Source organism: Cronobacter muytjensii ATCC 51329 (genome assembly GCF_001277195.1).
Classification (GTDB): Bacteria; Pseudomonadota; Gammaproteobacteria; order Enterobacterales; family Enterobacteriaceae; genus Cronobacter; species Cronobacter muytjensii.
Genome location: NZ_CP012268.1, coordinates 1643876 through 1658828 on the forward strand (window position 1 = coordinate 1643876; position 14953 = coordinate 1658828).

The 14953-nt window shown below is 60.0% G+C and carries 13 protein-coding genes; 2 read left to right on the forward strand and 11 right to left on the reverse strand.

What is annotated here, in order from left to right:
• Positions 1–4: 4 nt before the first annotated feature.
• On the reverse strand, positions 5–904 hold the full coding sequence (locus AFK63_RS07635; protein WP_038862629.1) for a glycyl-radical enzyme activating protein: 900 nt from the start codon (positions 902–904) through the stop codon (positions 5–7).
• Between the two features lie 136 nt (positions 905–1040).
• Between AFK63_RS07635 and fsa the strand changes: the two genes are divergently transcribed.
• On the forward strand, positions 1041–1703 hold the full coding sequence (gene fsa, locus AFK63_RS07640) for a fructose-6-phosphate aldolase (RefSeq protein WP_038862630.1): 663 nt from the start codon (positions 1041–1043) through the stop codon (positions 1701–1703).
• Between the two features lie 15 nt (positions 1704–1718).
• Here fsa and AFK63_RS07645 read toward each other — a convergent pair whose 3' ends face one another.
• Positions 1719–1901: a YciZ family protein gene (locus AFK63_RS07645; protein ID WP_038862631.1), complete on the reverse strand. Its 183-nt coding sequence runs from the start codon at positions 1899–1901 to the stop codon at positions 1719–1721.
• Between the two features lie 212 nt (positions 1902–2113).
• On the opposite strand from AFK63_RS07645, the gene AFK63_RS07650 reads away from it, so the two are divergent.
• The gene (locus AFK63_RS07650; protein WP_038862632.1) at positions 2114–2983 is read left to right on the forward strand and encodes a crotonase/enoyl-CoA hydratase family protein; all 870 of its coding nucleotides are present in this window, start codon (positions 2114–2116) and stop codon (positions 2981–2983) included.
• Positions 2984–3005: 22 nt separating this feature from the next.
• On the opposite strand, the gene pdeR is transcribed toward AFK63_RS07650, so the two are convergent.
• From pdeR to sapA, 9 genes are all read right to left on the reverse strand, one after another.
• Entirely contained in the window at positions 3006–5000 is a 1995-nt protein-coding gene (pdeR, locus tag AFK63_RS07655) for a cyclic di-GMP phosphodiesterase (protein ID WP_038862634.1), read from the reverse strand.
• A gap of 309 nt (positions 5001–5309) precedes the next feature.
• A complete protein-coding gene (locus tag AFK63_RS07660; RefSeq protein ID WP_038862635.1) occupies positions 5310–7244 on the reverse strand; it encodes an exoribonuclease II in 1935 nt (644 codons plus the stop codon).
• Positions 7245–7332: 88 nt separating this feature from the next.
• On the reverse strand, positions 7333–8487 hold the full coding sequence (locus AFK63_RS07665) for a carboxymuconolactone decarboxylase family protein (RefSeq protein WP_038862636.1): 1155 nt from the start codon (positions 8485–8487) through the stop codon (positions 7333–7335).
• 189 nt (positions 8488–8676) lie between these two features.
• Positions 8677–9465, reverse strand: coding sequence for an enoyl-ACP reductase FabI (gene fabI / locus AFK63_RS07670; protein ID WP_004385358.1), 789 nt, complete (start codon positions 9463–9465; stop codon positions 8677–8679).
• Between the two features lie 120 nt (positions 9466–9585).
• A complete protein-coding gene (sapF, locus tag AFK63_RS07675) occupies positions 9586–10392 on the reverse strand; it encodes a putrescine export ABC transporter ATP-binding protein SapF (RefSeq protein WP_038862637.1) in 807 nt (268 codons plus the stop codon).
• A 1-nt stretch (position 10393) separates the two neighbouring features.
• On the reverse strand, positions 10394–11386 hold the full coding sequence (gene sapD / locus AFK63_RS07680) for a putrescine export ABC transporter ATP-binding protein SapD (RefSeq protein WP_038862639.1): 993 nt from the start codon (positions 11384–11386) through the stop codon (positions 10394–10396).
• Positions 11386–12276: a putrescine export ABC transporter permease SapC gene (gene sapC / locus AFK63_RS07685; RefSeq protein ID WP_038862640.1), complete on the reverse strand. Its 891-nt coding sequence runs from the start codon at positions 12274–12276 to the stop codon at positions 11386–11388. Before sapC ends, sapD begins: the two co-directional genes overlap by 1 nt.
• The gene (sapB, locus tag AFK63_RS07690; protein WP_038862641.1) at positions 12263–13228 is read right to left on the reverse strand and encodes a putrescine export ABC transporter permease SapB; all 966 of its coding nucleotides are present in this window, start codon (positions 13226–13228) and stop codon (positions 12263–12265) included. Before sapB ends, sapC begins: the two co-directional genes overlap by 14 nt.
• Positions 13225–14865, reverse strand: a complete 1641-nt coding sequence (gene sapA, locus AFK63_RS07695) for an ABC transporter substrate-binding protein SapA (protein WP_038862642.1) — start codon at positions 14863–14865, stop codon at positions 13225–13227. The genes sapB and sapA overlap by 4 nt, the downstream gene beginning before the upstream one ends.
• Positions 14866–14953 lie beyond the last annotated feature (88 nt).

The following is a 14953-nucleotide window of genomic DNA, read 5'->3' on the forward strand; positions in this document are numbered from 1 at the left end:
ATGGTTATCCTCTTATCCAGGCGGTGAGTCCTTTCTGGCGGGCGTAATCTTCAGCAAACGCCAGCAGCGCCGGTTCGTCGAGCGGCGTCGCGGGTGCCAGATAGGGCCAGTCCAGCAGGCGGTACTTATTGATGCCCAGGGTGTGGTAGGGCAGAAAATGGATATGGTGAACGCCAGCCTCATCGGCGGCGAAATCGGTAATGGCGCGAATGGACGCCTTATCGGCGTTAAAACCAGGGATCAGCGGCACGCGGATAATCATTTCTACGCCCGCCGCGGCGAGCCGGCGAAAATTATCCAGTACCCGTTCGGCGCTGCCGTCCGTCCAGTCGTGAAAGCGTTGCGGGTCGACATGTTTTAAATCGGCCAGCAGCAGATCGAGATACGGCAGCGACGGAGCGATATATTTCCACGGCACATGCAGACAGGATTCGACGGCGGTGTGAATGCCCGCCTCGCGACTGCGCTCTAATAGCGCCTGCGTCATTGCGGGCTGCATAAACGGCTCGCCGCCGGAGAGCGTGATGCCGCCGCCGCTGCGCGCATAAAAAGCCCGGTCGCGCAGCACCTGTTCCATGATGGCCTCAAGGCTGCGCGTTTCGCCGCAGACGCTCAGCGCCTGGGTAGGGCAGCAGTCGGTCAGCGCATCCAGCGCCGCGTCATTGAGCGCCGCGCGGTCAATAATCAGCGCGTCGGCCTCACGGCGAACAGCCTGCGGGCATGCCTGTTTGCAGAGATCGCAGCCGCTCAGGCACAGGCGCTCATCAAACAGCACGTCGCGCTCCCGGCGTCGGCTTTCAGGGTTCTGACACCAGCGACACCCGAGCGAGCAGCCTTTCAAAAAGACCACGGTACGAATGCCGGGGCCATCATGGGTGGAGTAGCGTTGCAGATTGAAGATCATAATGGTCGCGCCCTTTAACTTTCTTACGAAAATAATGTTACTTTCGAATGAAAGTTTTATTGATGGCGATCAGCTTTATCTGCACCGGCTGATTTAAAATGGCGGCACTGTTAACTTGCTCAATTCAGGAGTCGTTATGGAACTGTATCTCGACACCGCGGACGTCGCGGCCGTAAAACGCCTGGCCCGCATTCTGCCGCTGCAGGGCGTCACCACCAATCCGTCCATCGTGGCGCGCGCTGGCGTGAAACTCTGGGATCTGCTGCCCGCTTTGCAGGAGGCGATGAATGGCGAAGGTAAACTGTTCGCGCAGGTTGTCGCGGTAAATGCGCCCGACATGGTACGTGAAGCGGAAATGCTGGCGCAGCGTGTGCCGGGCATCGTGGTGAAAATTCCGGTCACGGAAGAGGGACTCGCCGCGATGAAAATCCTTAAACCGTCCGGCATTCCGCTGCTCGGCACAGCCGTTTACGGCGCAGCGCAGGGGCTGATGGCGGCGCTTGCCGGGGCGGAATATGTCGCGCCTTACGTAAATCGTCTCGATGCGCAGGGCGGCGACGGCGTGGCCACGGTACGCGCGCTGCAGCAACTGTTAACGCTGCATGCCCCGCAGTCAAAAGTCCTCGCGGCAAGCTTTCGCACGCCGCAGCAGGCGCTTGGCTGTCTGCTCGCCGGGTGCAAGTCGATAACGCTGCCGCTGGATGTCGCCGGGCAGCTGTTGAACACGCCTGCCGTCGCGGCGGCGGTGGACGGCTTCGGGCGCGAGTGGCAACAGGCTTTCGGGACGCTCAGCCTGTAACCGACGCGCCAGGCCTCAGATCTCCCAGGGCGCCTTTTCTTTTTGATCCCCCGGCTCATCTCCCTGCTGGCTTTGCGCCAGCAGTTCAGCCTTCAGAATTTCCAGATTATGGATGGCGGAGTGGTAATCGCCCGCCACCAGAATATCCAGAACGGTATCGATACGGTCAGCCAGCTGCTGCGGATTTACTGTTGGCATAATGCTTCCTTTTTACGGTCGGTACAGGGCTCATGATGCAGAAAAGCAGCGCTAAAGAGAAGCTGCCCGCCGCCTTATTCCCCCTAAGTAATCAATCATTTCGCTTTAACAGATAAATATTGGTTATAAAACAGGCGGTCGTCCCGTGCTAAAAGCCGCTGTGAATTAGTCTGATCCTGCGCATAACGCGTTAACTTACATGAGGAAAGACTATGACAGTTTTCAACCAATCGACCTGCAAACTCTTTACCGATGCCGCGCGTTTTACTCAGCTTTCCGGGTTTTATGAGGAAGAACGCCGCATTATCTGGATGATGCTGCGGGCCCAGCCGCGTCCCTGTTTTAACCATGTCCTTATCGAAGAGATAATGAACCTCAGCTATCTGGTGCAGGACGCCGGACTGAAGGTGAATTTCTGGGTAACCGGCTCGCTGGTTCCCGGAATGTACAACACCGGCGGCGATTTGCAGTTTTTTGTCGACTGCATTCGCAACGGCAAACGCGAAGCGCTCCGCGCCTATGCGCGCGCCTGCGTGGATTGCGTGCACGCCGCCTCCCGCGGTTTTGACTGTGGCGCTATCAGCCTTGCGATGGTAGAGGGCAGTGCGCTCGGCGGCGGCTTCGAGGCGGCGCTGGCGCACCATTTTGTGCTGGCCCAGCGCGACGCGCGGATGGGGTTCCCGGAAATCGCCTTTAATCTCTTCCCCGGCATGGGGGGATATTCGCTGGTGACGCGCCGCGCCGGGATGCGGCTTGCTGAGGAGCTGATTTATCAGGGCGAATCGCACACCGCGGAATGGTATCACCCGCAGGGGCTGGTGGACCTGCTGTTTGAGCCCGGCCAGGGGTTTGTGGCGACGCGTACGTTTATCGATACCCTGCAACCGCGGCTCAACGGCGTGAGGGCGATGCTCCGCGCCCGCCAGCGCGTGCTGCGGCTCTCGCGTAATGAGCTGATGGAAATTACCGAGGACTGGGTGGACGCCGCGTTCAGCCTGGAGCCCAAGGACGTGGGTTATATGGAACGCCTGATCCAGCTGCAAAACCGCCATACCGCCGCGGCCATGCGTAAAGCAGGCTAACGGCATTACCCTCAGACGCCGGTTACGGCGTCTGTTTCCCGGCGCGGTAATGCTGATACCAGCGTTCCAGCGCGGCGGCGGTCATCGGTTTGGCGAACAGAAACCCCTGTCGCTGGTCGACGCCGTTTTGGGTCAGAAACGCGTCTTCCTCTTTGCTCTCCACGCCTTCGGCGATCACCTGCAAATCAAGCGCCTGCGCTACGGCGACAATGGCGCGCACCAGCGACTGCGACACCTTTTGCTTATGAATATCGCGCACAAAGCTCTGGTCGAGCTTAATCGCGTCAAGCGGAAACCGCGCGAGCTGTGAGAGCGACGAATAACCGGTGCCGAAATCATCCAGATGCACCTCGGCGCCCAGCGCGCTGAATTCGTTAATCACCGACAGCGCCAGGTCGGCATTTTCAATCAGGCAGCTTTCGGTAATTTCCACATCAATGGGGCTTTGCGTGAAGTTGAGGTCGGCAAGCGCCTGACGCAAATCGCTTATCAGCGTCTGGTCGGCCAGCTGGCGGGCCGACACATTCACCGCGACCCTCAGGTCAATGCCCGCATCGCGCCACTGCGCCACCTGGCGCACCACATCCAGCATGACCCAGCGCCCGAGCGGTACAATAAGCCCTGATTCTTCAGCATAAGAGATAAAATCCAGCGGGGGGATAAGACCGCGCTCCGGCGACTGCCAGCGCACCAGCGCCTCCAGGCTCTGTACCTCGCCCTGGGCGGTGATTTTCGGCTGGTAGTGAATAACCAGCTGGTTTTTCTCCAGCGCTTTGCGCAGATTGGTATCAAGCCAGAGGTATTCAAAGACGCGCTGGTTCATCTCAGGGCAAAATACGCAGAACTTCCCGCGCCCGTTCTCTTTGGCGGTGTACATCGCCGTGTCGGCGTTGCGGATGACGCTTTCGCGGTCGTCGCCGTGCTGCGGTGCCAGCGCGATGCCGAGCGAACAGCCGGTATAAACTTCGATAAGACCGATGCGAAAGGGATGTTTCAGCCGGGTGATTATCCGCGAGGACATCGCCTCCAGCGCGGCCTGTGAAGTGTCGGTCGCCAGAACGATAAACTCATCGCCGCCCAGACGCGCCAGCACCTGATCTTTTTCAAGGCAGCTTAAAATCGCGAGCGACACCGCCTGGAGTAGCTGATCGCCGAACATATGCCCGTAGGCGTCGTTCACTTTTTTGAAATTATCGAGATCGAGATAGACCACACCGACCTGGCTTTCGCCACGGCTGGCGATGGCGTTACTTATCATCTCATGGATAGCGTTGCGGTTGGGCAGCCCGGTGATGGCGTCGGTGTTGGCGAGCGTGCGCAGCCGCTCCTGGGCCCGGCGCTCTTCGGTGATATCGGTGCCGGAGCAGATCAGGAAAATTTCATTGCGTCCGCTGCCGCTGTGTACAAATTTATTGCGAAACAGAAACAGGCGCTGGCCTTTACGGGTTTTGACCCAGCGCTCGACTTCGTAAGAGCTGCCGTTACGAAAAAAACCGGTGATATTCCGGCGCGACGCCGCCGCCTCCGCAGGCGTCATAAACAGTTTAAAGACGTTCTGCCCGATGACCTCCTGCTCTTTCAGGCCGGTATACTCTTCGCTCAGGCGATTAAAACGCTGAATATTGCCGTGGCGATCGAGTATCACAATCACTGAATTGGCTTCGGAAACCACCTGTTCGGCAAACGACAGCCCCTGTACCAGATCGCGCGCTACGGACGTGGTGTCGTTCCAGGCCGAGGCGGTGCCAGCCCATTCCTTGCGGGAGACCTTACGGCCTACCAGGTGCACCGGCACCAGTTCGCCAAAGAGCGACAGCGACAGGGTAACGCTTGAGGTGATAACCCCCATGGTACGGATCTGCGCAGCCTGTTCCGGCGTCAGCGGCACCACGTGGCTGGTGGCCGCCGCTTCGCTGGCGGCAAGCTGTAGCGCGTTGCTGTCCAGCGGCAGGCGCCAGAAAGGGCTGGCGGCGCCGGAATAGCGGTACAGCAGATTATTCTCCAGGTCGTCTTTCATGCTCTCTCCCGAACCCACTCCAGGCGCGATGCAAACGCCCCGGCGCAACGGCACAGCCGGACTCAGCCGGCAATCACAGGCAAAACGGTTGTTTTTACGGGAATATATTGTCAGCGAAAGCGGATAATCCGCCGCCGACATGGCCATTTCGCTTAAATCTCAAAGCGTTAAATTACGACGCACTCTGTTAGTGTGATCGTTTTTTGAAAAAATGCCCAAGTGAGACAGGAAAAATGTGCGCGCTCACACAGTGAAACAGACGAGGCGGGAGGGGTGAAAAACTCCCCGGCGGGGCCGGGGAGTGGAGGGTCAGGCAACCGGGCGTGCAATCACGCTGCGGGTTTCCATACGCACTTCAGCGATGGTTACGTCGATAACGTCGGTGACTTTATAGACGGTTTCGCCTTTGATCTGCACGGTGCCGTTTTCCTGGCTGCACGCCAGTTCATCGCGCACCGCGTGCAGGAAGGGGGCCGGAATAAACGCGACTGCGCCGTTATCCACCAGACGCACGCGCATACCGCCGCGACTGACGTCAATGATCTCCGCTGCGAAGCGGGTATCGGTACCGGCTTTGTCTTTCAGGAAACGGGCATACAGCCAGTCGCCCACATCGCGCTCCGCCATGCGGTTCAGACGACGACGTTCCGCCATCTGCACGGTCGACTCTTCCTGCGGACGCTGCGCGCTTTCGCCTTTGATAATCGCCTTCAGCAGACGATGGTTGACCATATCGCCATACTTACGGATAGGCGAGGTCCAGGTGGCGTATGCCTCCAGTCCCAGACCAAAGTGCGGGCCCGGTTCGGTGCTGATTTCGGCAAACGACTGGAAACGGCGGATGCGGCTGTCGAGGAAGCCGGACGGCTGCGCGTCCAGCTCGCGACGCAGTTTGCAGAAGCCTGGCAGGGTAAGAACGTCGTTCGCGTCCACATGCATGCCGTGGCTTTGCAGCAGCGTCGCCAGCTGTTCTGTGCTGGCCGGGTCGAAGCCCGCATGGACGTTATACACGCCGAAGCCCAGCTTATCGCGCAGAACACGCGCGGCGCAGATGTTCGCCGCGATCATGGATTCTTCCACGATGCGGTTGGCGATGCGGCGCGGCTCGGCGACGATATCCAGCACTTCACCTTTTTCACCCAGCACGAAGCGGTAATCCGGACGGTCTTTAAAGACCAGCGCGTGCTCCACACGCCAGGCGCTGCGGCGCTGGCAAACCTGCTGTAACAGACGGATCTGCGCGGCAATCGCTTCGCTCGCCGGCTGCCAGTCGCCTTTTTCTTCCAGCCAGTTGGAAACGTCGTCATACGCCAGCTTGGCTTTGGATTCGATGGTCGCGGCGAAGAACTGAATCTCGTCGCTGATAGCGCCCTGCGCGTCGATAATCATGCGGCAGACCAGCGCCGGACGCGCCACGCCTTCGCGCAGCGAACAGAGATCGTCTGAAAGTTCGCGCGGCAGCATCGGGATGTTAAAGCCCGGCAGGTAGTTGGTGAACGCGCGCACTTTGGCGATGTTATCGAGCTTGCTGCCTTCGGCTATCCACGCGGTTGGGTCGGCAATCGCGACGGTCAGTTGCAGGCGATCGCCATCCAGCGTTTCCACATACAGCGCATCGTCCATATCTTCAGTGCTGGCGCTGTCAATGGTGACGAAATCGAGCGCGGTCAGATCTTCACGCGTCAGGTTTTCATCCAGCATCTCCGTCGCCACACCGTCCGGCGCTTCGCGCTCCAGATTGTGGCGAGCCAGCGTCACCCACCACGGGACGAAATGGTCGTCGCCGAAGGTAATGAACTGGGTCAGCTCGGCGTAAAAGCCGCGATCGCCTTTCAGCGGGTGACGACGCATTTCAGCCACCGCCCAGTCGCCGCTCTGGAAATCGTGGCTGACGCCGCGTTCGGCGCGGCAAGGAATGGCATCTTTCAGCAGGGGATGATCGGGAACGATAGACAGACGATCGTCTTTCTTTTGCACCCGGCCCACAAAGCGGGTCAGGAAGGGTTCGATAAGCTCTTCGGGCTCAGCGGATTCTTTTTCCTTCTCCGTATGGATAACGGCAATAACGCGATCGCCGTGCATCACTTTCTTCATTTGCGGAGGCGGAATGAAGTAGCTTTTCTGCGCGTCAACCTCAAGGAAACCAAAACCTTTTTCCGTGGCTTTTACTACCCCTTCAGCGCGCGGCGTCTGGGAATGCAGTTGCTGTTTAAGCTGCGCAAGCAGCGGGTTATCCTGAAACATAGTGTCGAATTTTCGTGGCCAAAAGAGCGGCTGACAGTTTTACGCGATTGCGCGCCTCCCGGCAAGCGCTCTTTAGGCCGGGGCGGCGCTACACCGTCACGCCAAGACCGAGGCGCAGCCGGTTCACCCAGCCGCAGGCGCTGCCAAAGGCGAGCAGACGCAATGCCGCGCTTTCGTCGACGCCTGCCTCCACGAGCGGCTGCAATTGCGTGTGGCTGAAACGTGCCGGCGCGCGGATTAACGTCTGCATCGCCTGAATAATGGCGCGTTCGCGCGGGTGATTATGGCTCCAGGCGAGCAGTGCCCGTTCGCCGTTGCGCACCGCGTCCGGAAGGTTCGGCTCGCCGCGCCAGCGGCGGGCGGCCTCGGCAAAACAGCTGCTGCTGCCGTTAATGCGTGCGCTGAGCATGGCGACCAGCGCGGCGTCCTGGTCGACTGCCTGAGCGCGCAGCGCGTCCAGCAGCGAGGCGAGTCCATGAAGCGCTGCGGCGTCGTGCGCCAGCAGCGACAGCATCGGTTGCAGTAGCGGCTCGTCGAGCGCTGCGTTATACGCCGCCTGTTGATCGGCGCTCGCCCAGCCCATTTCAAGCGCCGGGAGATCCGGCAGCCAGCGCGGTTCAGGCGCGCTAAAGCGCGCCGCAGGGGCGTCCTGTTGCATGTCGATACCCGGCAGCCAGCGCGCGGGCTGGCCGGGCTGCGCCTGCAACAGCGCCACCGCGCGGGCCTGAAAGCCCACAAAGCCGATAATCTGGGTGAAGGTGACGATGTCGTGCACCGACAGGCCCGCCTCTTCCAGCTGCGCGCGAGCAGCGCTGTCGATAAGCGTCGGTAAGCTCGCCAGCTGGCGGGCGGTCTGGGTGAGCAGAGTCAGGCGACGATTACTTTCGCGCGAAGAGTCAGGCCCCGGCTCCGGCGCCAGGCGGGCGGCATAGTGATTGCACAGTCGCTGTACGCCATAAACCTGCGCCACCGTGAGCGCGGTGCTGAGGCGGTCATACACGCTAAGCGTATGCAGGCGAGTGACATCGCGCTTTGCAGGCAGCAGCGACGGGATTAGCGCGCGGGCGGCGTCGCACCACGGCGCGTGGGCCGCGCGTTGTTCGTCGTCCAGCGGCAGGTCGAGCAGAAAACGGTCCTCTACCTTTGCGGCTTCGGGAACTAACGGCAGCGGATCTGCCGGACAGAGGCTGGACTGGGTTTCATGATACCAGTGGCTTTTGCCGGTAAGGCGGCGTTGTTCCATGGTCGTTCCTTGTCTGAAAATGAGCGCCCGGAACGACTCGAACTGCCAAGACGCCGGGTCAGGTCACGCACGACTATCCTGGCGTAACACTTAACGGCGATAAAAGATTGTTCGGTGATAACAAATATCAGAAAGGCATAAATAAAAAGGGCAGGTTGAAAACCTGCCCTTTAGCGCGAAAGCGGAAGATTATTTCAGTTCCAGCTCGTTCATCGCGGCGATGCTAAAGCCGCCGTCAACGTGGACCACTTCACCCGTGATGCCGCCGGAAAGGTCGGAGCACAGGAACGCGGCGGAGTTACCCACGTCTTCGATGGTGACGGTGCGGCGGATCGGGGTGACCGCTTCGCAGTGCGCCAGCATCTTACGGAAATCTTTAATGCCGGACGCCGCCAGGGTGCGGATCGGGCCTGCGGAGATGGCGTTAACGCGCACGCCTTCCGGACCCATCGCGTTAGCCATATAACGCACGTTCGCTTCCAGAGATGCTTTCGCCAGACCCATCACGTTGTAGTTCGGGATAGCGCGCTCGGCGCCCAGGTAGGAGAGCGTCAGCAGGGCCGCGTTCGGGTTCAGCATGGAGCGGCAGGCTTTCGCCATCGCTACAAAGCTGTAGGCGCTGATGTCATGCGCGATTTTGAAGCCTTCACGGGTCACGGCGTTAACGTAGTCGCCATCCAGCTGGTCAGCCGGGGCGAAACCGATGGAGTGCACGAAACCGTCGAATTTCGGCCAGACTTTGGCAAGCTCGGTGAACAGCGCGTCGATGCTTTCATCTTCCGCAACGTCACACGGCAGCACGATGCTGGAGTCCAGTTGAGCGGCAAACTCTTCCACGCGGCCTTTCAGCTTGTCGTTCTGGTAGGTGAACGCCAGTTCAGCCCCTTCACGGTGCATAGCCTGTGCGATACCGTACGCGATGGAAAGTTTGCTGGCAACGCCAGTCACCAGAATGCGCTTACCGGTAAGAAAACCCATAGCTTTTAATCCTTATCGTCATTGTTATGGCGGCAGGCCGAAAGCGCCAGCCGTCGTTAAAACGCGGCGATTCTAACATGTCTCGCCGGATGAGTTAATCCGACCACTACAGATGGCGGATTAACGGTCTTTTCGCCAGGCGTCGGCGGTTAACGCTTCGCCGAAATGGCTGGCGATAAGCCGTTTAGTTAAATCGTGCAGCGGGGAGGCGAGCACGTCGGCGGTGCTGCCGCGCTCCACCACCTCGCCCTGATGCATCACCATCACCTGATCGCTGATGTGTTTCATCATGCCGATATGCTGGGTGACATAAATATAAGAGATACCCTGTTTTTCCTGTAATTCCAGCATCAGGTTGATTAACTGCGAACGCATCGACATATCGAGCGACGCCAGCGCCTCGTCGGCGACGATGACTTTCGGGCGCAGGATCAGCGCCCGCGCAAGGCCCAGGCGCTGTTTCTGCCCTGGCGCCAGCATATGCGGATAATAGCTGACGTGGTCAGGCAGCAGGCCGACCATGCGCAGCGTCTCTTTAATGCGCTTCGCGCGGGCTTCCGGCTCCAGATCGGTGTTCAGACGCAGCGGAAAGTCCAGAATCTGCGAAATGCGCTGACGCGGGTTCAGCGACGTCGACGGATCCTGAAAAATCATGCGGATCCGCTGGCTGCGAAATGAGTAGTCGCCAAAGGTCAGCGGATGGTCGTCAATCACCAGCTCGCCGGTGGTCGGCTCCACCATGCCCGCCAGCATTTTGGCGAGCGTCGATTTGCCGGAGCCGTTCTCGCCGATAATCGCCAGCGTCTGGCGCTCGCGCAGCGTGAAGCTCAGCGGCTTCACCGCCTCGACGGTCTGGCGGCGAAACCAGCCGGTACGGTAGCGATAGGTTTTGCTCAGGTTGCGAACCTGCAACAGCGTTTCCACCATTTCACTCTCTCTCCATGTTTAGCGGGAAATGGCAGGCGAAAAGATGATTTTTCGGCCCGTCGAGACGCGGGGTTTCGATACATTTACGCTGGGCATACGGGCAGCGCGGCCCAAGGCGGCAGCCGATCGGTAGATGTTCCAGCAGCGGAATAGCGCCCGGCAGCGTATTGAGGCGGCTTTTATGCGGCATCGCGCTGCCGAAGTCCGGGATAGCGCGGATCAGCGCCTGAGTATAGGGATGATGCGGCGTGGAGATAAGCTCATCGCTCGGCGCGGTCTCCACCGTTTGCCCGCAGTAGAGCACATCGATGCGGTCGGCCCACTGGCTCAGCATCTGCAGGTCGTGGCTAATCAGCAAAATCGTCGTGTTATTATTCTGATTGAGCCGGGAGAGCAGGCGGAAAATCTGCGCCTGGGTGGTCGGCTCCATCGCGTTGGTCGGCTCATCGGCGATCAACAGACGCGGCTGATTGGCGAGCGCGATGGCGATCATGACCTTCTGGCACTCGCCTTCGGTCAGCTCGTAAGGGAAACTGCGCATGGCGTCTTTATGGTCTTTAATGCCGACGCGGTGCAGCAGTTCAATGGCCCGGCGCTTGCGCCAGCCAAAACGCTGCCACCACCGGCCTTTATAAGTCCAGCCGGGGATATTCTGCATCAGCTGGCGGCCTATTTTTTCAGACGGATCGAGACAGGATTGCGGCTCCTGAAAAATCATCGACACGTTATGGCCCACCAGCCGGCGGCGCTCGCGGGGCGAGAGACGCAGCAGGTCGATATCGTCAAAACGCATACGGTCGGCGGTGATCCGCCAGTTGTCTTTGGTTACGCCGCATATCGCTTTAGCGATAAGGCTTTTACCGGAACCCGATTCGCCTACCAGGCCGCGAATTTCGCCCTCCGGCAGGCTCAGGCTCACGCGATCAACGGCTTTGACCCAGCCTTCGCTGGTCTTAAACTCAATCGTCAGATTGCGGATATCAAGCAGCGGCATCACTCCACCCCCGCGTCAATGGCGCGACGAATACCGTCGCCCAGCAGATTCACCAGCAATACGCTTATCATAATCGCAGCCCCCGGCAGCATCACCGTCCAGGGCGCGACATAAATCAGCTCCAGCGCGTCGCCCAGCATCGCGCCCCATTCGGGGGAGGGCAGTTGCGCGCCGAGATCCAGAAAACCGAGCGCCGCGATATCCAGAATCGCAATCGACAGCGCGCGGGTGATTTCGCCCACCAGCAGCGACGCGGTGTTCGGCAGCACCGCGAACAGCAGAATATTAAACGTGGTGGCGCCATCAAGACGCGCGGCGATAACGTACTCTTTTTCCAGCTCGTCATGCACCATGCTGTAGACCGACCGCACCATACGCGGCACCAGCGCCAGCCAGACGGCCAGCATCGCGTGGCTCAGCTGCGGCCCGGCGAAGGCCACCACGATAATCGCCAGCAACAGGGAGGGAATTGAGAGCAGCGTGTCCAGCACATGGTTAAGCACCGCCGAGCGCAGCCCGTGAGTCGCGCCCGCCAGGACGCCCAGCAGCAGCCCGCAGACGGTGGCCGCGAGCGTCACCACAAACGCGCCGCCGATGGTGGGCGCCGCGCCGCTCAGCAGGCGGCTTAGCAGGTCGCGCCCTAAATCGTCGGTGCCGAGGAAGAACGAGACCTCACCATAGCGCGACCAGGACGGCGGCAGCAGCTGATAACCGAGAAATTGCTGGTCGATGCCATAGGGCGCGAATACCCGGCCAAACACGCACAGCAGCACCAGACCCGCGCAGCCGTACAGGCCCACCATCGCGACGGTGTCGCCGTAAAACTTGCGCCAGACGGTGCGCAGCGCGCCCGGCGGGCGTTTCTCGCGATAGACGCTATCGTAAGGCATACCATTCCTTATGTTTCAACGGGTTCGCCAGCGCGCCCACAATATCGGACAGCACATTCACCAGAATAACCAGCGAGCCTATCACCATCACACCCGCCGAAATGGCGGCGTAATCCTGTTGGCGAATCGCGTTAATCAGCCAGCGGCCAAGCCCAGGCCAGCTGAACACCATTTCGGTGATCATCGCAAGCGTCAGCATGGTGGAGAATTGCAGACCGAGGCGCGGGATAACCGGCGGCAGGGCATTGTGCAGCACATGGCGGCGCAGGATTGTCAGGCGTGACAGCCCGCGCGTGGCCGCCGCTTTGATGTAGTTGCGCTCCAGAATCTCCACCGTGCTGACGCGCACCAGGCGAATCACCTCGGTGGTCGGCGCGACCGCGAGCGTCAGCACCGGCAGCACCATATGGCGTAGCGCGCTTAAAATCATCTCATGACGCCAGGGCGAATCGGAGAGCCAGGCGTCAATGAGCGCGAAGCCGGTCACCGATTTCACTTCGTAAAGCAAATCAAACCGCCCTGATACCGGGAACCAGCCGAGCGTCAGCGAGAAGAAGAGGGTAAACAGCAGCGCCAGCCAGAACACCGGGATCGAAAAGCCGAGCAGCGCCAGCGCGCTGATGAGCTTATCCTGCCATTTATGGCGCAGAATGCCCGCCGCCATGCCGACCGGAATGCCCACCAGCAGCGCCAGGCCGAACGCCAGGAAGCAGAGCTCCATCGTCGCCGGGAACACGTCACGCAATTGGGTGGAGATCAGCTGACCGTTAATGCTGGAGACGCCGAAATCCCAGTGCAGCACGCTGTCGCACCAGAACAGCCAGGCGTTCCAGAACGACGCGCCCTGCAGCGGCGCATGCGGCGTGAAATAGCTCAGGCAGAAGCCGACTATCGTCAGAAAAAACAGCGTGATGATAAGCAGCACCAGCCGGCGCAGGGTAAAGATAATCATGGCTGCTTGTCCTCTGTGATTTCACGTGAGACGCCCGCGAACGAGGCGTTGCCGAACGGGCTCAGCACCAGGCCTTTCATGTCGTAACGATACGCCTGCAGCCGCAGCGATGACGCCAGCGGCAATACCGGAAGCTGTTCGGCGAGAATCGTCTGGGCGCGGGTATAGGCTTCAATACGGTACGCCAGCTGCTGCGAGGAGAGCGCCGACTGCAAGACGCCGTCGAAATCGCGATCGCACCAGTGGGCGTAGTTGGTTTGCGAGCGAATCGCCGCGCAGCTCAGCAGCGGACGGAAGAAGCTGTCCGGATCGTTGCTGTCCGTCGCCCAGCCCGCGAGCGTCAGGTCATGGTTCATATCCATCAGGCGGGCCTCCTGAAAACGGCCCTCCACCGGCACAATCTCTACCGTCACGCCGACCTGAGCCAGATCCGCCTGCAGCAGCTCGGCGGTTTTCAGCGGGCTCGGGTTCCAGGCCTGCGAACTGGTCGGCACCCAGAGTTGCAGCGTCAGGTTTTCCAGACCGAGCGCTTTCAGCTGCGCACGCGATTTTTCGGGGTTGTATTCGGTGATTTTCGCGTTGTTGTCGTATGCCCAGGAGGCGCGCGGCAAAATGGAGGCCGCAGTTTCTGCCGTACCATAATAGATGGATTGCATCAGCCGCTGGTTGTTAATCGCCAGCGCGAGCGCATGGCGCACCTTCGGATTATCGAGCGGCGGTTTGTGGGTGTTGAACGCCAGATAGGCGATATTCATGCCGGGGCGCAGCGTCAGGCGCAGGCGCGGATCGTCTCTGAGACTGGTGAGCTGGCTCGCGGCAGGCCAGGCGAGCACGTCGCATTCGCCGGTCAGCAGTTTGGAAAGCCGCCCGGTACCGCCGGAGCCAAGATCGATAACCGCCTGCGGCATCTGCGGTTTACCGCGCCAGTAATTATCGTGGCGCAGCAGCCGAATATACTGCCCGGCGCGATACTCGCCGAGACGGAAAGGCCCGGTACCGATCGGCTCGCGGTCAAGTTCTTCCTGATTTCCGCTACGCTCAAGCATGGCGGCGTATTCGGCTGACATTATCGAGGCGTAGTGGGTGGCGAGATGCCATAAAAAAGAAGCGTCCGCCTGGCGCAGACGAAACTCCACCGTGCGATTGTCGAGCTTACGCACGCTGCGCACGTTATCAGCGAACTGGAGACTGTCGAAATAGGGATAACTCGCGCCGTTGACGTTATGCCACGGATGCTTCGGGTCGATAATGCGCTGGAAGCTGAAGACCACATCATCGGCATTCAGCGCGCGCGTGGGCGTGAACCAGCGGGTATGCTGGAACTGCACGTCCGGACGCAACCGAAAGCGCCAGGTGATGCCGTCGTCGGGGCTGTACCAGCTTTCGGCAAGCTCCGGGACCAGACGGTACGTGTAAGGATCGACATCCAGCAGGCGGTCATAGAGCTGTGCGGCGAGCGTATCGACCGTCAGCCCGCTACCGGCCTTCTGTGGATTAAAAGTATTGACCTGGCCGTTAACGCAATAGACAAAGCCGCTCTGGCGAATATCGCCAGGAGACCCGGCGGGAGGCGCAGCAAAAGCCTGTACGCTCAGGAGCCCGAGCGTCGCTAAAAAAGGGGAGAGAATTCCGCGCATAAGTTTTTGAGTTGTTTTAGTCACCAGGCAAAGTGTATCGCACTTAAGCCAGCTTCGTAAAAAACTCTGCGGGCGTTTGGGTTAAAAG